We start from the raw sequence: 18,524 nt of genomic DNA on the forward strand, positions 1-18,524 counted from the left end.
GATGCGACTCACCCTCAGGAACACTGCACGGCCTTCGAGGCTACAGGTAAAAAAGGGGACCCAGACCGTCAATGCTGGTGGCCAGACGACGCGGGGTGTTGATGTCCAGCTCAGCACGCGTCCGATCTGGCATCATCTGCGTCCCTATGTCACGTTTGAGTACCTGCACTCGACCATCGACAACAATATCGCGGCAACCACGACCAGCGGGACCAGTGATTTTCTGCGGACCAAGGGCAAGACGGCCATCCGGTCTCCGCATGAGATGGCGGGGATCGGCATTGATTATGACGATGGCAGCTTCTGGTTTTCCGGGCAGGTCAAGTATGTGGGCAAGCAGTACGCCACGTTCATGAACGACAATGCCATTCCCCAGTACATCACGAACAATGTCGGCATGGGATACCGTTTCCACAACGCGGGTTTCCTGAAATCGCCACAGATCCAGTTGAACATGCAGAACCTGACGGGTGCCAAGTTCCGCAGCGGCGTCTACGGTTTCACGACGAATGCAAGTGCGACGAAGGGTGTTTTCGGCGGTACGATTGCCGGTTCTTCCCCGAGTTATTATCTCCAGGTGCCGTTCAGTGCGATGGTGACACTCTCGACCGGCTTTTAAGACGAAGAGCCTGTCTTTCGTATGAAAGGCAGGCTCGGCCGTTTGGGAAGCGGTGGGTGCGCGGAGATGTGCGGGTGTTCCCGGTGTGCGGTTCGGGCGGAGAGGGATGATGCCTTAAAGATAGGATTTTCTTTTGCCTGTTTCCTTCGATATCCTCTTCTTTTTTGGAGGGTTTGGAAACATGGCTATCAAAGATCCTGTGGTAATCGAGCATCTCAACACACAGCTCACCAATGAGCTGACGGCGATCAACCAGTACTTCCTGCATGCCCGGACGCTCCGGCACTGGGGCGTGACTCATCTGGGCAAGAAGGAATATGACGAGTCCATCGAGGAAATGCGTCATGCGGACTGGCTGATCGAGCGGATCCTGTTTCTGGGTGGTCTGCCGAATGTCCAGCGTCTGAATCCGATCCTGATCGGTCAGACGGTCCAGGAAATTCTGGAATGTGATCTGAAGCTTGAAGAGAAGGCCATTCAGGATCTTCGGGACGGGATCGCTTATTGTGAAAGCGTCCGGGATTATGTTTCCCGTGATCTGCTTCTGAAGATCCTGGTCAATGAGGAAGAGCACGAGGACTTCATTGATCGCCAGTTCGACCTGATCAGGCAGGTGGGAATCGAGCGTTACATCCAGAAGAATTCTGCTCCGGCCCCTGAGCAGGACTGAAAAAACTGACTATCGAACAACCCGGCTTTGTCCGGGTTGTTTTTTTATGCGGCGTTGAGCTGGGACTGTTCAGTCTGGGCCTTCTGAAGGGCCGACCGCAAAAGGCATACGATGCCCGGAACGCAGTTCCCGCACTTTGCCTTGCATTTTCTGGCTGAGTAGATTTCCGCTGGCCGGGATGCTCCGTTGTGAATTGCGATTTCGATGTCCTGATGGGACAGCGCGTTGCATGAGCAGACGATCATGGAGGGGCAGGCTTTCGTTCACAGGGACCGATGAGGCGAGCCTAGTTCAAATGCAAATCGTTCGCAAACTCATTTTTGTTTTTTGGCGACTCAGAGGGATTCCTGGCTGATCCAGCGCTGGACGACGGGGCGGATGGCGAAATTGCTCTGGATGCGCACGACGCCGGGAAGGCGGGAGAGCTCTTCCTTGTGGATGCGTTCGTAGTCAGCCAGATCCCGTGCGGCGACGTGGAGGAGGTAATCGGCCTCACCTGTCATGAGATAACATTCGCGGACATCGGGACATTCGCGGATGCGGGTTTCGAAGCGGCGGAGAGTTTCGTCCGTCAGACGTTCGAGGGTGATCTGGACGATTACCGTGGTCAGTTTGTGGGCGGAGCGCTCGTCGATGACGGCGCGGTAGCCCCGGATGACGCCCTGCTCTTCCAGTAGCCGGACGCGGCGCAGGCAGGCGGACGGAGAGAGGCCGACGCGCTGTGCCAGGTCGGCATTGCTGAGGCGTCCGTCGTGCTGAAGGATGCGCAGGATCGATTCGGTGATGCGGTCGAAGATCATGATGGAATTATCCGCCTATTTCCGAAATTTCGTGCATATATTTTTCGTGAATTGGAATATTCTGCGATTATCCGGCAGGATATTCTAACGGGAAGGGGGATAGTCTCGGCTTTCATGATGAGCGCATGTTCTGATCCTCTGTGGCCTTCGTATCGTGCCGGTGCCCGCCTTACGGTGGATCTGGGCGCGATTGCGTCCAATTACCGGTATCTTCAGACTCTGGCCGCGGATGCGTCCTGTGCGGCTGTCGTCAAGGCGGATGCCTATGGGCTGGGCATCGAGCGTGTTGCTCCGGTTCTTGAAAGCGCCGGGGCCAGGGATTTTTTCGTCGCGCATGTCGATGAAGGGATAAGGCTGCGTTCCGTGGTTTCGGAGAAGGCCCGGATTACGGTGCTCCATGGGGCGCGTCCCGATGCGACCGGAGACTGCGTGCGTTATGGTCTGCGGCCTGTTCTGAACAGTCTTGAGCAGATTGCGGCGTGGCGTGACGAAGCTGGCCGGGCAGCAGCCCCGCTGGAAGCTGTCCTTCAGGTTGACAGCGGGATGTCGCGGTTTGGTCTTTCCGGTGGGGATCTTGAGGTCCTGCGGGAGGATCAGGGGCTTGTGGAAGGGCTGGATGTCAGTCTGGTCATGAGCCATCTGGCCTGTGCTGATATGCCGGATCATCCTGCCAACCGTTCCCAGAAAGCGCGGATGCTGGAGATGTCGGCGCAGTTGCCGTCTGCGCCGCTGAGTCTGTCGGCGTCGTCGGGAATCTTTCTGGGGCCGGAGTATCATCTGGATGTCGTGCGGCCCGGGGCGGCCCTTTATGGCCTGGCTCCCAACCGCAGTGGTCCCAACCCGTTATCGCCGGTTGTGCGGCTTCAGGCACATGTCCTGCAGATCCGCGAGATTCTGCCGGGTGAGGGGGTCGGGTACGGACTGACGTATCGTCCGGTCCAGCCGCGTCGGATTGCGACCGTGGCTGTCGGTTATGCGGACGGCTTTTCCCGGCATGGCGCCGGGCATGGCTGTGCCTGGTTTGAGGAAATCTGTCTGCCGATCCTGGGGCGGGTCTCGATGGATTCCCTGATTGTGGATGTTTCAGATGTGCCGGAAGGGAAGCTGCTTCCCGACATGATGGTGGATCTGATCGGACCCAGACGTAGTGTGGATGATGTTGCGGAGGCGGCGGGAACGATCGGGTACGAGGTTCTCACATCTCTGGGGCACCGTTTTCACAGGGAATATGTCGGGAATTGAGAGAAGCCCCGCAAGGGCGATTGACATTCCTGCATGGAACACAAGATAGACGAACTGAAATCGGATTATATCATGATGATGTTGTCTGTCGCAGAAAATCGGAATTCTCATGTATCTCCGCCGTGATAGAGCTTTGACCGCCATATCCATCATGCTGGATGTCGCTTTTCATGCAGGCAGATCCGGGGTGGTGAGCGGTGCGGATATTGCCAGGCGGGGCGACATGCTCCGTCGGGGGATCGAGCCTGTGCTGCAGGCTCTTTCGCGGGCCGGACTGCTGTCCAGCGTGCGGGGTCCGAAGGGCGGATATCGTCTAGGGAGGCCGCCCCGGACCATCACGTTGAACGAGATCGTCCGGACAGTGACGGAGGATCCGGAAATGCCCGAAGAGGAGACGAATCTTCTGCGGGCCAAGGTTCTGGAACCGTTCTGGCAGTCCGTGGATCAGGAGGTTTCGGAAAAGATGGCGTCCGTCACGCTGGAGCATCTGCTTCAGAATGCGGAGGAGGCCGGAATGCAGCGTCCCAGCCGGGCACCGATCTCCTTCTCTATATAACTTATAAAAAAAGTATTTTGTAAAAAACACGAAATGGGTTTTAGAGGGCTGGATATCTTACCATGATGGATCAATGTTTGATCCGGGGTGGTGAGCCCATGTCCTTGATGTCTCCTTTGTCTCCTGTTCGGGGAGCGGCGATGAGGACGGATTCATGATGGGTCCAGCCGCAGGGTGAGATCGGGATTCATCAGGAAGGTGAGCGCTGATGAAACGTCCTGTCCGACTTGAACCTGGCCAGAAGCTGGTTCTGACTGCCAACCGTCTTCTGGATGGTCGTACCGTCTGGTGGAGTGCGGATGGGGTATGGGATCTTCATATCGGACGTGCGGCCATGCTGGATGCGGAAAGCGCGGAGGCGGTGCTGTCGCGCGTGGCCGGGGAAGCCCAGCGTGATGGGGTTGTGGGTGTCTATGATACGGCGGTGCAGGCTGTCTCGCCGCCGGAGCCTGTAACCGTTCGTGAAAAGATCCGGGCTCATGGCCCGACTGTTCATCCCGAATTTGCAGTGGAGACCGAACAGTGAGTGTTCCTGTCGGCCATTATCAGTATGACCGGATTGACCGGGATTTCCTTCAGGCGCGGATTGCCGAGTTCGAGGGGCAGGTGAACCGTCGTGTGGACGGGACACTGAGCGAGGACGAGTTCAAGCCGCTGCGTCTGATGAACGGGCTCTATCTTCAGCTTCATGCCTATATGCTGCGGGTTGCCATTCCCTATGGGATTCTGGACAGCCGGCAGTTGCGAAAGCTGGGCGAGATCGCCCTGCGGTATGATCGTGATTACGGCCATTTCACTACGCGGCAGAACATCCAGTTCAACTGGATCCGGCTGGAGGATACACCGGCCATCCTGCGGGAACTGGCCGAGGTGGACATGCATGCCATCCAGACCAGCGGGAACTGCATCCGCAACGTGACGGCGGATGAATATGCGGGGGCGGCGGCGGATGAGCTGGTGGATCCGCGGGTTCATGCTGAGATCCTGCGTCAGTGGTCCACGCTGCATCCCGAGTTCACCTTCCTGCCGCGCAAGTTCAAGATCGCGATTTCGGGCAGTCCGAATGACCGGGTGGCCGCGCGCTTCCATGATATCGGGATTCTGGCCCGTCCGGGTGAAGGTGGGGCACCGGTATTCCGGATTTTTGTGGGAGGCGGTCTGGGGCGGACGCCGATCATTGGTGAAGAGCTGTTCGATAGCGTGCGTGAAGAGCACCTGCTGGCGACGCTTGAGGCGATCGTTCGGGTCTATAATGCCCATGGCCGACGCGATAATATTTATAAGGCGCGGATCAAGATTCTGGTTCAGGCGATTGGGGTTGAGGCCTATCGTGAGGCTGTTGAAGCGGAGCTCGCCCAGATGGATCTAGAGCGGTATCGGCTGACGCCCGAGGCAGTTGCGGCGATCCGGGCACGGTTTGCTGTGCCGTTGCTTGAGGCGCCGGAGGGTGCGGATGCTGTTCTGGCGGAGCAGCGGCGTGCGGACCCGATCTTTGATCGCTGGGTGCGAAGCAACACGCATGTTCATCGGGATCCGGGGCATATCATTGCCACCATTTCGCTGAAGCCGGCGGGGGGGATTCCGGGGGATGCGACCTCGGCGCAGATTGCGCGGCTGGCGGATCTGGCGGATGCGTATTCGTTCGGAGAAATCCGGATTACGCATCTGCAGAACGTGGTTCTGGGGCATGTGCGCAAGGACCGGCTGCGGGATCTGTGGCTGGGGCTGTCGGAGGTCGGACTGGCGGAAGCGAATATCGGTCTGATCGGAGATATCGTGGCGTGCCCGGGGCTGGATTACTGTGCGCTGGCCAATGCGCGGTCCATTCCGATTGCGCAGAAGCTGGGTGCGCGGTTTGCGGATACGGCACTTCAGGCGGAAATCGGGGCGCTGCGGATCAATATCTCGGGCTGCATCAATGCCTGCGGGCATCATCACGCCGGGCATATCGGACTTCTGGGTGTGGACAAGCGCGGGGAAGAGTTCTTCCAGCTGACGGTTGGCGGCCGGGCCGAGAATGGTGCGGCGATCGGGACGATTCTGGGTGCCGCGCTGCCGGAAGACGAGACCGTGGATGCGATTGCGCGGCTTGTGGACTGCTATCTCGGGCGTCGGGAGAGCGGGGAGACGTTCCTCGATACCCTGACACGTCTGGGGCATGAGCCTTTCAGGGAGGCGGCGTATGAAGCTGTTTGAACTCGGCGCGCGGACCGCACAGGTTCATGAGGTGCTGGTGACAGTTGCGGAACTGGCGGAGCGCGATGATGCGCGGGCGGTTCTTCTGGAGAGTGGGGATGATCCGGCGCTGCTGAAGCCGTATCTGAACCGGCTGAAGCTTGTGGTGCTGCGGTTCCCGATCTTCCGGGACGGGCGTGGGTTCACGCAGGCGCGGGAGCTTCGGGAATATCTGCGGTTTGTAGGTGAGATCCGGGCGGAAGGGCATATCCTGCCCGATCAGGGGGCGTTTCTGCGTCGCTGTGGGGTGGACAGTGTCGTTCTGCCGAAGGACGGCAATGGCGATCCGGCTCTGTGGGAAAAGCAGCTGCGGCAGTTCCCGGTGGCGTATCAGTGCTCGGTTCTGCCGGAGCGGTCCGTCGGGCCGGGGCTGCGGGTCGAAGAGGCGTCCTAGCGGGCGCCGAACCACCCGCGGCGCCAGAACCAGAACAGGGGCAGGATGACCGAGAGCACCATCAGGCTCAGGCCGTAGGGGTAGCCGTATTTCCATGACAGTTCGGGCATGTTGTGGAAGTTCATGCCGTAGATGCCGGCGATCAGGGTTGGCAGGATGCCGATCGCGCTGACGACGGTCAGGACCTTCATGCCGTCATTCTGTTCGATGCTGATGAAGCCGAGGGTGGCGTCGAGCAGGAACTGGACCTTGTTGACGGTCTGTGCGTCGAAGTCGTTGAGGGAGGCGATGTCGCGCCCTGCAACCTTGATGCGGGTCTTGAGGGGCTGTGGGTCTTTTGCGGTCCTGTCACCGATATAGATCAGGATGCGGTCGAGGCCGAGCAGGCTGTCGCGGATCAGGGATGCCAGATCGCCGGCATGGCCGAGGCGACGCAGGGTTTCGCGCAGCATCTCGCCGGCACGTGCGGGGTCATGGGGGCGATCCACTGTAAAGACGCGCTTGGAGATGGCGTCGAGGGTGCGGCCCAGCGCTTCCAGGGTGTCTGCCAGACGGTTGATGATTTCTTCGATGATCTCGACGAGGAGTTCGTTGGCGGAAGGTTCGCCTTTGGCGGGGTCACGTTCCGCCTGACGGCGGCCGACGATGTCGAAACCGTAGTAGTCGGCATAGCGGACGGTGATGAGGCGCCGGTCTGTCAGGACGAAGCCGATCGGCAGGGAGAACGCCGTGTCTTCTTCACGCCTGACGAGGGGGGTCGAGAGATAGAGGACGCCACCCTCTTCGTGATGGCGGGACGAGCTTTCGATTTCCTCGAGTTCGTCCCGGCGGGGGATATGGGTGCCGAGGTCTTTTTCTGCGCGGTCGATCTCGACGGGGGTAGGATTGATGAGGTCGAGCCAGACCGCTTTGGAAATATCGACGTCTGGTCCGGTTTCCCGGGCCGGAACGCCAGCGGGGCGCACCAGGTACATCAGGCAGGTCCTCGGGGAAAATGAAAGGGCGGTGAGGCTCTCTCATGTCCTGCCTGCTTCGGGATCGCAAGGCCCCGGGTCTGTAATTGTTTCAGAATGCGTCGGAAATCAGTGAGGTGGATGGACGGCGGGGGCTGCCCTTGGTATCGCTTTGGGGCCCTGAAGCGGAACTGAGTGCGGTATGACGAATACATCTTCCCCCCTGTCTAATTCTCTCCGTTCCGGCCCTGATGACCGGGGACGGTTCGGGATCTTCGGTGGCCGCTTTGTGGCGGAAACGCTGATGCCGCTCCTGCTTGAGCTGGATGAGGCCTATCGCGCTGCGCAGGCTGATCCGGAGTTTCGCAGGGAACTGGACTATTATCTGAAGGATTATGTCGGTCGTCCGAGCCCGCTGTGGTTCGCGCAGCACCTCACCGAGGAACTTGGCGGGGCGAAGGTCTATTTCAAGCGTGAAGAGCTGAACCATACTGGCTCGCACAAGCTCAACAATGTCATGGGCCAGATCCTTGTGGCCCGGCGGATGGGCAAGACGCGGATTGTTGCGGAGACCGGCGCGGGGCAGCACGGTGTGGCGACGGCGACGGTCTGTGCGCTTTTCGGGCTGAAATGCACCATTTACATGGGTGCGACCGACGTGGAGCGGCAGAAGCCCAATGTGTTCCGCATGCATCTGCTGGGGGCGGAAGTGAAGCCTGTCACGGCCGGGGCGGGGACGCTGAAGGATGCCATGAACGAGGCGATGCGTGACTGGGTGGCCAATGTCGCGGATACGTATTTCCTTGTCGGTACGGTCGCGGGGCCTCATCCGTATCCGGAGATGGTCCGTGATTTTCAGTCCGTCATCGGGGTTGAGGTCAAAGAGCAGATTATTCAGGCTGAAGGACGCCTGCCGGATGTGATCGTGGCGGCCATCGGTGGCGGGTCGAACGCGATGGGGATTTTCCATCCGTTTCTGGACGATGCGGATGTGAAGCTGATTGGTGTTGAGGCGGCGGGGCATGGGCTGGATTCCGGCAAGACGGCGGCGTCCATTTCCCGTGGGCGGCCGGGTGTGCTGCATGGCAACCGGACCTACCTGCTTCAGGACAGGCACGGGCAGATCGAGGAAGCGCATTCAATCAGTGCGGGGCTGGATTATCCGGGGATCGGGCCGGAACATTCCTGGCTGAATGATATTGGCCGGGCGGAATATGTCGGTGTGACGGATGAGGAGGCGCTTGAGGCGTTTCAGGTCTGCACACGGACGGAGGGTATTATCCCGGCACTCGAATGTGCGCATGGGTTGGCGCATGTCATGAAGATCGCGCCCACGATGGCGAAGGATCAGATCATTGTCCTGAATGTCTCCGGTCGTGGGGACAAGGATATCTTTACCGTGGCGCATCATCTGGGAGTGAAGCTGTGAGCCGGATCCAGACACGTTTTGCAGCTCTGAAAAAGGAAGGGCGCGGGGCGCTGATTCCGTATCTTCAGGCCTGTGACCCAGATTATGACACCTCGCTGGAACTGCTGCGGGCGATGCCGGCGGCGGGGGCTGATCTGATTGAGATTGGTGTGCCGTTTTCCGATCCGTCCGCCGATGGGCCGACGATTCAGGCGGCTGCCCTTCGTGGGCTCAAGGCCGGGGCGACGCTAGGTCTGGTGCTGGAGATGGTCCGCGCGTTCCGTGAGGCGGACAGTGAGACGCCGATCGTATTGATGGGGTATCTGAACCCGATCGACAGCTATGGTCCGGCCGAGTTCTGCTTTGATGCGGCGCAGGCGGGGGTGGACGGGATTATCGTTGTCGACATGCCGACTGAAGAGGCCGATCTTCTGGATGCGCATGCTCGGGAAGCGGGCCTCGATATCATCACGCTGGTGGCGCCGACGACGTCCAATTCCCGGCTGTTCCACGTTCTGCGGGATGCGAGCGGGTTCGTTTATTATGTGAGCATTACCGGGATTACCGGGACGAACAGCGCGAGTGCGGCGGATCTGGAGAAGGCGCTGCCGCGGATCCGGGAAGCCACGGACCTGCCTGTGGCCGTGGGTTTCGGGATTTCCACGCCGGAGCAGGCGCGGACGGCGTCGCGGATTGGGGATGCCGCTGTTGTGGCGTCGGCTTTGATCAAGACCATGGCTGGCACGCTTGAGGATGGCCGGGCGACGGAACGGACGGTTCCGGCGGTTCTGAAGCAGCTTGAGGGGCTGGCGGCGGCCGTGCGGGCCTGAGGTCCGGTGTTCCGGCAGGCGGGTACCTGCCGGAAGAAAGCGGATCAGACGTCGTTGCGCAGGGAGAGTCCGAAGAGGACGGTTGCGACGCCGGCCATCAGCAGTTCCACGGCGATGAACATGCCGATCAGCCACAGGCCCGACCAGGGCAGCGTCATGTAAAGCAGGATGCCGATGACCAGCGTGATGAGGCCGCTGATGGCAAGGGCGAGCCAGCTTCTGTTGGTGCGGTGTCCGCCCGCCCAGAACGTCCGGGCGAGGCCGGCGAAGATCAGGCAGCCTGCGAGGATGGCGGTCAGGAAGATCGAGCCGGTGGCGGGTTCTTCGATCAGGAGCAGTCCGCCGAGAATGTAGAGACCGCCGATCAGTCCGGAGAGCCACTGGTTCGGGACGGGCAGGCCGCGATGGGCGAAGCTCTGCATGACCTGGGCGACGCCGCCGATGATCATCAGGACGCCGAGGATGACCATGCTGGTCAGTGTGGTGGTGATGGCATCCAGGGCGGCCAGGATGCCGAGGATGATCAGGAAGGCGCCGAAGCCGATGAACCAGCCGGGCTTGAGGCCCTGTGGCGTGGGAAAGCGGATGGTGTTGAAACTGTCGGACATGGTCTTCTCCGTTCAGGAACGTGGTCTGGCGAGAAGATGCCATGTTTTGTGGGGCAGGCGGGAGCGATAAGAGGCGGGCTGATGGTTGGGCTGGCATATTTGGTCGCCGGGCGTTAAAACGCGCCAGAGAATATGGCCCTTCGCCGGGCTTTGACCCCACTCCGTCCTTTGTCCTGAAGGCGGGCAGAAAGTAACGAGACGACATGAGCTGGATGACCGACTACGTCCGACCCAAGCTGCGTGGCCTGCTTCAGCGGGACGTGCCGGACAATCTGTGGACCAACTGCGAATCCTGCGGGCAGATGATGCTCACCAAGGAGCTGGAGCGGTCCGAGAAGGTGTGTCCGCATTGTGGGCATCACATGCGGGCGACGGCGAAGGAGCGGCTGGGCTGGACGTTCGACGGGGGGGAATACACCACCATCGAGCTGCCGAAGATGCCGGTCGATCCGCTGGGGTTCAAGGATTCCAAGCGGTATACGGACCGCCTGAAGGATGCCCGGAACAAGTCGCATCTCGATGAGGCGCTTGTGGTCGCCCATGGTCTGATCAAGGGGCAGAAGGCCGTGGTTGCCGTTATGGCGCCGGAGTTCCTGCTGGGGACGATGGGGGCTGCGCTGGGCGAGGCTTTTGTGGCGGCCTGTCGTCTGGCGGTCCTGCAGAAGGCGCCGCTGGTGGTCTATACAGCTTCGGGTGGGGCGCGGATGCAGGAAGGCGTTGTCAGTCTGATGCAGATGCCGCGCACGACGATCGGTGTGCAGATGCTTCAGGAAGCGGGTCTGCCTTATGTTGTCGTATTCACGAACCCGACGACGGGGGGCGTTTCGGCGTCCTTCGCGATGCTGGGCGATGTGCATATCGCCGAGCCCAATGCGCTGATCGCGTTTGCGGGGCCGCGTGTCATTCAGGATACCGTCCGCGAGAAGCTGCCGGAAGGGTTCCAGCGTTCGGAATATCTGCGTGAGCACGGCATGGTGGATATCGTGGCCCAGCGTTCCGAACTGCCGGAACTTCTGGGGCGGATCCTGGGGATCATGATGCGCCAGAAAACCGTTTCCGACGCAGCGGCCTGATGACTGCGGAGCGTGGGGCACCGGTTCGGTTGTCCGGCGAATATCAGGGGCGGCCGGGGGCCGTTCTTGCGCGGTTGCAGGAGTTGTATCCGGCGTTGATTGATCTTTCGCTGGGGCGGCTTGAGGCGCTTCTGGCGAAGCTGGGTCATCCTGAGCGTTATCTGCCGCCGGTCATTCATGTGGCGGGGACGAACGGCAAGGGCAGCACCTGTGCCAATCTGCGGGCCATTGCCGAGGCGGCTGGTCTGCGGGTGCATGTCATGAGCAGTCCGCATCTGGTGAGCGTGACCGAGCGCTTCCGGCTGGCGGGGCGGCTTGTGGACGAAGATGTTCTGGTTGCTGCGCTCGAGAAGGTTGAGCAAATCAATGCTGGTGCTCCGATTACGGTTTTCGAGGTTCTGACGGCTGCGGGGTTCCTGCTGTTTTCGCAGGTACCCGCGGATCTGGTTGTGCTGGAAGTCGGGCTTGGCGGGCGGCTGGATGCGACCAATGTGGTGCCGAAGCCTGCGGCCTGCGTGATTACGCCGGTCAGTCTGGATCATGAGGCCTTTCTGGGCAGTACGGTCGCGGCTATTGCCGGGGAAAAGGCTGGGATCATCAAGAAAGGTGTTCCGGTTGTTTCTGCGGCTCAAATGCCGGAAGCTCTGGAGGTCATTCGTCGCAGGGCTGCGGAACTGGGTGCGCCGCTTCGGGTGGTGGGGCAGGATATTTTCTTCACCGAGCGGGTGGATGGTCTTGATTACCGGGATGCTGACGGGGCGCTTTCGCTGCCTTTGCCCGCGCTGAAGGGGCAGCATCAGGCCGGGAATGCGGCTCTGGCTGTGGCGGCGCTCCGGGTTTCGGGAGTGGCGCTGCCGCTTTCGGCGTATCAGGGGATTGCCCGGACCTTCTGGCCTGCGCGTTTGCAGAAGCTGGAGGGTACGCTGGCCCGGATGCTTCCTGCGGGGTGGGAACTCTATCTGGACGGGGGGCACAATCCGGACGCCGGGCAGGTGCTGGGGACGGTTCTGGAGGGCTGGAAAGACCGGCCCGTTCATGTGATTGCCGGTGTAAAGCAGACCAAGGATGCTTCAGGTTTTTTGAGACCAATTATTGAACGTGCGACTTCGGTTCAGGCGGTGTCGGAGCCTGGGCAGCATCTGGCGATGTCGGTCGCGGACATCGTTGCGGCTTCCGGAGGCCGGGCGGTTGCGGGGCCTACGGTGAAAGCGGCGCTGGAGCATCTGTCGGCGCAAGGGAGCGGGCCTGCTCGGGTGTTGATCTGTGGGAGTCTGTATCTGGCCGGGGTGGTGCTGGCTCAGGATGGCTGGATCGCAAGGTAATCCGTTTCTGATGGCAGGGCGTGATGTTAGAAAGGCGGCGTGACTATGACCGAATCGCATTCCTTTCCGACCGTATCTGAGGGTTCCTCGAACGATGGGGATCTGGGTGTCCTGCTGAGGCGCAGCCCGCCTTCGAGTACGGCCGCAGAACAGGCGCTTCTGGGCGCCATCCTGACCAACAACAAGGCGTATGAGCGGGTTTCGGATTTTCTGGAACCGGCTCATTTTTCCGACCCGGTCAATGGGCGGATCTACGAAGCCATTGCGCGGCGGATCGAGCGGGGGCAACTGGCCGATCCGGTGACGATGCGGGCGGAGTTCGAGCATACCGGTGTTCTGGATGCTGCGGGCGGGCCGGCCTATCTGGCCAAGCTGCTGACGGCGATGGTGGGCATCGTCAATGCGGGTGATTATGGGCGGGTGATCCATGATGCCTGGGTTCGGCGGCAACTGATCGATATTGGCGAGACGGTCGTCAACAATGCCTTCGGCGCCCGGCCTGATCTTGATGGGTCGGATCAGATTGCGGCGTCCGAGGAAGCCCTGTTCAAGCTGGCGACCGAGCGTGGCCAGGAAGGCGGCTTCGTTTCCTTCACCAATGCGCTGACCGAGGCGGTCAAGGTCGCGACCAAGGCTTATCAGCGGACCGGAGACGTGGTGGGTCTGACGTCGGGTCTGCGGGATTTCGACAAGCGGACGGGTGGGCTTCATCCCTCCGATCTCATCATTCTTGCGGGCCGTCCTGCGATGGGCAAGACGGCGCTGGCGACCAAGATCGCGTTCTCGGCGGCTCGGTCGATTTTGCGGGATGCCGAGGACAGCGGGGAGAAGCCCAAAGGGTCAGTGGCGATTTTCTCGCTGGAAATGTCGTCCGAGCAGTTGGCAACCCGTATTTTGTCGGGGGAAGCCGAGGTTTCGGGCGAGAAGATTCGTCGTGGTGATATCGGGCAGAAGGAATTTGACCGGTTTGTCCGGGTTGCGCGCGAGCTTCAGAGGCTGCCGCTTTATATTGACGATACGCCGGCGATTTCCCTGTCCGCCATGCGGACCCGGTGTCGGCGTCTGGCGCGGACGCAGGGGCTGAGCCTGGTTGTGGTGGATTACCTGCAACTGATGCGGCCAGCCATCGGGACGAAGCCTGACAGCCGTGTTCTGGAAATCTCGATGATCACGCAGGGGCTGAAGGCCATTGCGAAGGAGCTTTCCGTTCCCGTGATTGCATTGTCGCAGCTTTCACGTCAGGTCGAGTCGCGTGAGGACAAGCGGCCGATGTTGTCGGATCTGCGCGAATCGGGTTCGATCGAGCAGGATGCGGATGCGGTCATGTTCGTTTATCGGGATGAGTACTATCTGCAGCAGCGTCAGCCCAAGGACAGTGCTTACGACAGCAATGACAAGTTTCAGGTGGCGACAGAAGAGTGGCAGCGCAAGATGGCGCTCGTGCACAACAAGGCCGAGCTGATTCTTGAGAAGCAGCGGCATGGTCCTACCGGAATGATCCAGCTTTATTTCGAAGGGGAATATACCCGGTTCGGGGATCTGGACGTCATTCACGAATAATTCTCCGGGTTGATCCGTCTGTGCAGGAGGGGGGGCGGCTGGGAAAACCTCCATCCGAAAACACTGGAAATACAAAAAATCATCGTTATTTTTTTTGAAAGAGTTTTTGCGGCGGGGGATACGCACCGCCGCAACCTCAAATCAATACCTGACAAGTACTGATTGAGACAAAATCCAGTCTCTGGAAAAAGCCGTAATATGAAACTCTTCAAGGTGGTTTCTTGCGAAATCCTGAAGAAAAAAGCGTGCCTGCGTTGCGGGATTGTGGCTGCAATGCGGAAAATTGGCGGCAGCTAAAACCAGTGTTAATGGCTCAAAGCCACATTTGTTCCTTGACCCAGTGGCACAGTGCCATTAATTTATCGTTAATCGGTGGTTGTCATGGGGACGATCAACGGGGAAGGAAGGGAGCCGGTCAATGAACTCAGACGATCTGATGACCGGGGATGTTTCCGATTTGTTCATTCCATCGATGAGGCGAACTGATCGTGTCGTATCGAATGGGGGCGCCTGAATGCGTACGGAAACCAGTGAAACGGCCACTAATGGATCTCCTCATCTGGTCTCTTGGGCGGATCAGGTATGTCGGAAGACGTGTTTCTGTCCGTGTTCGGAGCCATGTCTTGCCGCTGGAGCACCAACTCTGGGTGCAGGGCAGCCAGCCGCAGGGCCAGTTCTTCGTCGGTACGACCGTTCAGGACGCCTTTCAGAAGAAAATCTGTCGACACGCGCAGGCGGTTCGAGAGCGCCGCGATGAGGAAGACGCTGGGCGCGCGGTCCCCGCGTTCGATCTTGTTGAGAGTGGAGGCGTCGACGCCCAGCAGGCGGGCGCATTCGCTCTGGTTGGGCATGACGAGTTCACGAGCCCAGGAAATGCGAGTTCCGATGGCTCGTTGGAGTGCAGTCAGAGAGTCCGGGCGCTTGTGTTTGGCCATGCGGCCTTTTTAGCAATGGCTTTATGCCAAATCCAGAAGAAGTTTTTTTTATCACACGCTGTGGCATTTTGCCAAAGTTGGTAACAGTTCTGTATTGATAAAGGTGTTGAGATGAGGCAGGTCAAGTCAGGTTCCGTACCCCGTCGGGTCTCCGCAAGCGCTCTCGCTGCCATGCTTGCTTCGGATGGTTGGCTACCGGAGCAGGGAAGTGTTCGCAAGGGACGGGGACGTTCTGCCAGAAAAACATCCGGCGTGTCTTCGTCGCGGGCCCGGACGGTGACGGACAGGGAGACGGCCGAGGCCCTTCCCGCGGGGCATCCTGTAAGCTGGAATGCGCTGTGGGGTGCGGATCTGGTGCCGGTTTTTCCGGGGTTGCAGCCAATGGGCGGTCGTGAGTCCGGCATGGAGATCAATTGATGCTGGGTATGGCGCGGGAAATCCCTGACGGTGTGGTGAGGCCGACTGTGGAGCGGTATCGCCATTCTGAGATCCGTGAGGTCGAAAAGACGTTCCGGGTCGTGAATGCGGTGCAGTCCATGTATGACGCGGGCGATATCGGAGACGATGAACTGGCGGCGGCGGACCGCTGGTATCGGGAATATGTCTTTGCGTCCCTGGGGGTTGTGGAAGAGGCGCCGTCTGACGGTCGTGTCAGGGAGCGGGGGGATATTCACACCTGGATGATGGGGCGGGGGCAGTGTTCCGCGCGGATCTCGCAGATTCGCGACATGCTGGGGCTTGGGGCACATGTTCGGCTTGAGATGCTTCTGGCGCGTGAGATGTCTTTTTCGGCGATGGCGCGGCATCTCTATCCTGCCCTGTCGGAAGGGCGGGCACGGATGAAGGTTTCGGCTCAGTGTGCGCTGCTTCTGGAGCAACTGGCGCATGTTTATGAGACGATGTCCAAAAAGAACCGCAGGAAAAAATCCGGTTAACGATAAATTGTCGCTTGATATTTGAACGCGGTTTTGTTATAAAAAATGCATACTGAAGAATTACGACATGAAATCCAAAGCCGGCCTTTCGCAAGAAGGTCGGCTTTTATTTTGGAAGTTTCCTGAATTATGGAAAAATGTGAAATTTCTTCTGGCAGCATTGTCCTGTCTGGTCGGCAGACATTCATTGTTCTTCAGGAAAGTTCGGGTTCATTTGTGGGCTGTCCGCTTGTCTATGAAGGTGAGCCGGTTCATCGGGCGGATGTCGTGCTGGAATGGCATGAACTGGTGGATGCGGGTCTGTCACGTCTGGATGTGCGGTGCAGGTCCATTCCCTGTCAGCGATCGGCAGCGTCCGTTCGGGTGATCGGACGGGTTGCACCGGAAACTGTTGCCCGTGTGGCGACGCGGGCGGAGCGGGAGCAGACGCAGCGGAATGTGGAAACTCTGGCGCGGAAAGGATCGGGACAGCGGGTTCGCTCGCGGCACATGCCGGTCCGGGCTGTGTGGCTGGAGGGGGGCATGATGATGAGCCGCAGGGAGGCTTCGCTGAGGGCAGGCTGATGGTGGGTTTCCAGGTCGGTCCGGGAGGCGGGACCGGAAGCCGGGTGCCAGGGAAAAGGTTGAAGCAGATGGATGAAGACGTATCTGGCAGGTGTTCCTTGCGACGGGAACAGTCATGGGAACGGAAGAAGAGATTTCTGGAACATCTGTCTGTGAGTGGGAATATTTCGGAAGCAGGGCGTGTTGCCGAGGTACAGCGCAGCACGTTGTATCTGTGGAAAGATACGGACAAGGAATTTTCTGCCCGGTGGGAGGATGCGCTTGAGGAGGCCGCGGATGCTCTGGAGGCGGAGGCACGGCGGAGGGCCGTCGAGGGATATGACGAGCCCGTTACTTATGGGGGGCGGGTGATCTGCGATCCGGAGACGGGGAATCCCATTGTCCGCAAACGGTATAGTGACGGGTTGATGGCCTTTCTGCTTCGGGCGCATCGTCCGTCCCGTTTCAGGGCGGGTATGGAGCCCGAGGGGCGGTCGGGAACGATTTCGATCAGCATCAGCAGTGATGACAGCGCCCTTTAGGCTTAATGATTCGCAGCGTGAGGCGGTGCGGCTGCTGGGTGGGCCGGCGCGGCATATTCTTCTGAGGGGCGGGTCGCGGTCGGGGAAGACCTTTGTTCTGGTTCGGGCCGTTGTAATACGGGCGTTGAAGGCACCGGACAGTCGGCATGGTATTTTTCGCCATCGTCTGACGGCGCTGAAGGCGTCGGTTCTGCGGGACACGTTTCCGAAGGTCATGCGGATGTGTTTTCCGCAGGTCGGGTGGAAGCTGGACCGGCAGGACTGTGTTGTGACGTTTCCGAATGGATCGACGATCTTTTTCGGAGGGCTGGATGACGAGCAGCGGACCGAGAAGATCCTGGGTCTGGAGTTTGCGACGGTTTATCTGAACGAGGCCAGTCAGATCAGTTATGGCGCGCGGAACATGCTTCTGACGCGTCTGGCGCAGAAGACGGGTCTTGCCGTCAAGGAATATATTGATGCCAATCCGCCGAGCATGGGGCACTGGCTTTATGCGCTTTTCGAAAGCGGGATCGAGCCCAAGTCGGGGGAACCGGTCAGGGATCGGTCGCTCTATGCGACGATGATCCTGAATCCGCAGGCCAACCGGGATAATCTGAGCGAGGATTATCTCGCCAGTCTTGAAGCGCTTCCTGAGCGGGAAAAGCGGCGGTTTCTTTATGGTGAATATCAATCGGTTGTCGAAGGGGCGCTGTGGCGGCTGGAGATGTTCCGGCGTGAGGCGGCGATTACGTCTCAGAGCCGGGCGGATGTGGCGGCTCGGATGCGGCGTATTCTGGTGTCTGTTGATCCTTCGGGGGCTGCGGGACCGGAAGATTACAGGTCCGACGAGATCGGGATTGTGGTCTGCGGCGTTGATGCGGCTGGTGTGGGGCATGTTCTGGAAGATCTGTCTGCCAGGGATAGTCCGGCGGGCTGGGCTGCCAGGGCCCTGCGGGCATTTGATGAATGGGGTGCTGAACGCATTGTTGCGGAGCGGAACTTCGGGGGGGCTCTGGTAGAGGGCACGATCCGGAGTGTGCGGGCGCATGCTTCCGTCAAGCTGGTGACGGCGGCGCGGGGCAAGGCGGCGCGCGCGGAGCCGGTTGCGGCACTCTACGAGGTTGGCAGGGTTGTTCATCATGGTCGGTTCACGGCTCTGGAGGATCAGCTCTGTCATTTCTCGGTCAGTGGATATCGCGGGCCACGGTCTCCGGACCGGGCGGATGCGATGGTCTGGGGGCTGAGTGAACTGATGCTTGCCGGGAATGGCGGCATGACGGGCTGGAGCTCGTCTGGATTTTCGCTGGCGCGCTGAAC

22 protein-coding genes are annotated in these 18,524 nt (G+C 59.9%); 17 read left to right on the forward strand and 5 right to left on the reverse strand.

Annotated elements, in window-relative coordinates; translation table 11 throughout:
* Window position 1 precedes the first annotated feature (1 nt).
* Window positions 2-619 carry a TonB-dependent receptor domain-containing protein gene (locus ABF859_RS09325; protein ID WP_415527501.1) on the forward strand — a complete coding sequence of 206 codons (618 nt, stop codon included), beginning with the start codon at window positions 2-4 and terminating at the stop codon, window positions 617-619.
* A gap of 181 nt (window positions 620-800) precedes the next feature.
* Window positions 801-1,289, forward strand: a complete 489-nt coding sequence (gene bfr, locus ABF859_RS09330) for a bacterioferritin (RefSeq protein ID WP_415527502.1) — start codon at window positions 801-803, stop codon at window positions 1,287-1,289.
* A 44-nt stretch (window positions 1,290-1,333) separates the two neighbouring features.
* Here the strand turns inward: bfr and ABF859_RS09335 are convergent, their stop codons facing one another.
* Window positions 1,334-1,534, reverse strand: coding sequence for a bacterioferritin-associated ferredoxin (locus ABF859_RS09335; RefSeq protein WP_415527503.1), 201 nt, complete (start codon window positions 1,532-1,534; stop codon window positions 1,334-1,336).
* Window positions 1,535-1,624: 90 nt separating this feature from the next.
* Window positions 1,625-2,089 carry an Lrp/AsnC family transcriptional regulator gene (locus ABF859_RS09340; RefSeq protein ID WP_415527504.1) on the reverse strand — a complete coding sequence of 155 codons (465 nt, stop codon included), beginning with the start codon at window positions 2,087-2,089 and terminating at the stop codon, window positions 1,625-1,627.
* Window positions 2,090-2,206: 117 nt separating this feature from the next.
* Between ABF859_RS09340 and alr the strand changes: the two genes are divergently transcribed.
* The 5 genes from alr to ABF859_RS09365 all read left to right on the forward strand — a co-directional run bounded on the left by alr (window position 2,207) and on the right by ABF859_RS09365 (window position 6,516).
* Window positions 2,207-3,331: an alanine racemase gene (gene alr / locus ABF859_RS09345; RefSeq protein WP_415527608.1), complete on the forward strand. Its 1,125-nt coding sequence runs from the start codon at window positions 2,207-2,209 to the stop codon at window positions 3,329-3,331.
* 109 nt (window positions 3,332-3,440) lie between these two features.
* Window positions 3,441-3,887, forward strand: coding sequence for an RrF2 family transcriptional regulator (locus ABF859_RS09350; RefSeq protein ID WP_415527505.1), 447 nt, complete (start codon window positions 3,441-3,443; stop codon window positions 3,885-3,887).
* Window positions 3,888-4,095: 208 nt separating this feature from the next.
* Window positions 4,096-4,413, forward strand: a complete 318-nt coding sequence (locus ABF859_RS09355) for a DUF2849 domain-containing protein (RefSeq protein ID WP_415527506.1) — start codon at window positions 4,096-4,098, stop codon at window positions 4,411-4,413.
* Complete coding sequence (locus tag ABF859_RS09360; protein WP_415527507.1) at window positions 4,410-6,083, forward strand: nitrite/sulfite reductase; 1,674 nt, start codon at window positions 4,410-4,412, stop codon at window positions 6,081-6,083. Before ABF859_RS09355 ends, ABF859_RS09360 begins: the two co-directional genes overlap by 4 nt.
* Entirely contained in the window at window positions 6,070-6,516 is a 447-nt protein-coding gene (locus ABF859_RS09365; RefSeq protein ID WP_415527508.1) for a DUF934 domain-containing protein, read from the forward strand. Before ABF859_RS09360 ends, ABF859_RS09365 begins: the two co-directional genes overlap by 14 nt.
* Here ABF859_RS09365 and ABF859_RS09370 read toward each other — a convergent pair.
* Complete coding sequence (locus ABF859_RS09370; RefSeq protein WP_415527509.1) at window positions 6,513-7,490, reverse strand: magnesium transporter CorA family protein; 978 nt, start codon at window positions 7,488-7,490, stop codon at window positions 6,513-6,515. The two genes, ABF859_RS09365 and ABF859_RS09370, sit on opposite strands and share 4 nt — an antisense overlap.
* A gap of 181 nt (window positions 7,491-7,671) precedes the next feature.
* Here ABF859_RS09370 and trpB point away from each other — a divergent pair, with 181 nt between their 5' ends.
* Window positions 7,672-8,898 carry a tryptophan synthase subunit beta gene (gene trpB / locus ABF859_RS09375; RefSeq protein WP_415527510.1) on the forward strand — a complete coding sequence of 409 codons (1,227 nt, stop codon included), beginning with the start codon at window positions 7,672-7,674 and terminating at the stop codon, window positions 8,896-8,898.
* The gene (gene trpA / locus ABF859_RS09380; protein WP_415527511.1) at window positions 8,895-9,707 is read left to right on the forward strand and encodes a tryptophan synthase subunit alpha; all 813 of its coding nucleotides are present in this window, start codon (window positions 8,895-8,897) and stop codon (window positions 9,705-9,707) included. Before trpB ends, trpA begins: the two co-directional genes overlap by 4 nt.
* Window positions 9,708-9,751: 44 nt before the next feature.
* On the opposite strand, the gene ABF859_RS09385 is transcribed toward trpA, so the two are convergent.
* Window positions 9,752-10,315 (reverse strand): HdeD family acid-resistance protein, encoded by a 564-nt coding sequence (locus ABF859_RS09385; RefSeq protein WP_415527512.1) that lies wholly within the window; start codon window positions 10,313-10,315, stop codon window positions 9,752-9,754.
* Between the two features lie 203 nt (window positions 10,316-10,518).
* On the opposite strand from ABF859_RS09385, the gene accD reads away from it, so the two are divergent.
* Genes accD through ABF859_RS09400 form a run of 3 tightly spaced genes read left to right on the forward strand, consistent with a single transcriptional unit; the run spans window position 10,519 to window position 14,270 of the window.
* The gene (gene accD / locus ABF859_RS09390) at window positions 10,519-11,388 is read left to right on the forward strand and encodes an acetyl-CoA carboxylase, carboxyltransferase subunit beta (protein WP_415527513.1); all 870 of its coding nucleotides are present in this window, start codon (window positions 10,519-10,521) and stop codon (window positions 11,386-11,388) included.
* Window positions 11,388-12,710, forward strand: a complete 1,323-nt coding sequence (locus ABF859_RS09395) for a bifunctional folylpolyglutamate synthase/dihydrofolate synthase (RefSeq protein WP_415527514.1) — start codon at window positions 11,388-11,390, stop codon at window positions 12,708-12,710. The genes accD and ABF859_RS09395 overlap by 1 nt, the downstream gene beginning before the upstream one ends.
* A 45-nt stretch (window positions 12,711-12,755) precedes the next feature.
* On the forward strand, window positions 12,756-14,270 hold the full coding sequence (locus tag ABF859_RS09400; RefSeq protein ID WP_415527515.1) for a replicative DNA helicase: 1,515 nt from the start codon (window positions 12,756-12,758) through the stop codon (window positions 14,268-14,270).
* A gap of 542 nt (window positions 14,271-14,812) precedes the next feature.
* On the opposite strand, the gene ABF859_RS09405 is transcribed toward ABF859_RS09400, so the two are convergent.
* Window positions 14,813-15,205, reverse strand: a complete 393-nt coding sequence (locus ABF859_RS09405) for a helix-turn-helix domain-containing protein (protein WP_415527516.1) — start codon at window positions 15,203-15,205, stop codon at window positions 14,813-14,815.
* 111 nt (window positions 15,206-15,316) lie between these two features.
* Between ABF859_RS09405 and ABF859_RS09410 the strand changes: the two genes are divergently transcribed.
* From ABF859_RS09410 to ABF859_RS09430, 5 genes are all read left to right on the forward strand, one after another.
* Window positions 15,317-15,622 carry a transcriptional regulator gene (locus tag ABF859_RS09410; protein ID WP_415527517.1) on the forward strand — a complete coding sequence of 102 codons (306 nt, stop codon included), beginning with the start codon at window positions 15,317-15,319 and terminating at the stop codon, window positions 15,620-15,622.
* Window positions 15,622-16,140 (forward strand): hypothetical protein, encoded by a 519-nt coding sequence (locus ABF859_RS09415; protein ID WP_415527518.1) that lies wholly within the window; start codon window positions 15,622-15,624, stop codon window positions 16,138-16,140. The genes ABF859_RS09410 and ABF859_RS09415 overlap by 1 nt, the downstream gene beginning before the upstream one ends.
* A 216-nt stretch (window positions 16,141-16,356) precedes the next feature.
* The gene (locus ABF859_RS09420; RefSeq protein WP_415527519.1) at window positions 16,357-16,704 is read left to right on the forward strand and encodes a hypothetical protein; all 348 of its coding nucleotides are present in this window, start codon (window positions 16,357-16,359) and stop codon (window positions 16,702-16,704) included.
* Between the two features lie 152 nt (window positions 16,705-16,856).
* Window positions 16,857-17,225, forward strand: coding sequence for a hypothetical protein (locus ABF859_RS09425; protein WP_415527520.1), 369 nt, complete (start codon window positions 16,857-16,859; stop codon window positions 17,223-17,225).
* The gene (locus ABF859_RS09430) at window positions 17,209-18,522 is read left to right on the forward strand and encodes a phage terminase large subunit (protein WP_415527521.1); all 1,314 of its coding nucleotides are present in this window, start codon (window positions 17,209-17,211) and stop codon (window positions 18,520-18,522) included. The genes ABF859_RS09425 and ABF859_RS09430 overlap by 17 nt, the downstream gene beginning before the upstream one ends.
* Window positions 18,523-18,524 lie beyond the last annotated feature (2 nt).

The organism is Gluconobacter sp. (assembly GCF_047722525.1).
In the GTDB taxonomy this organism is placed as follows: Bacteria; Pseudomonadota; Alphaproteobacteria; order Acetobacterales; family Acetobacteraceae; genus Gluconobacter.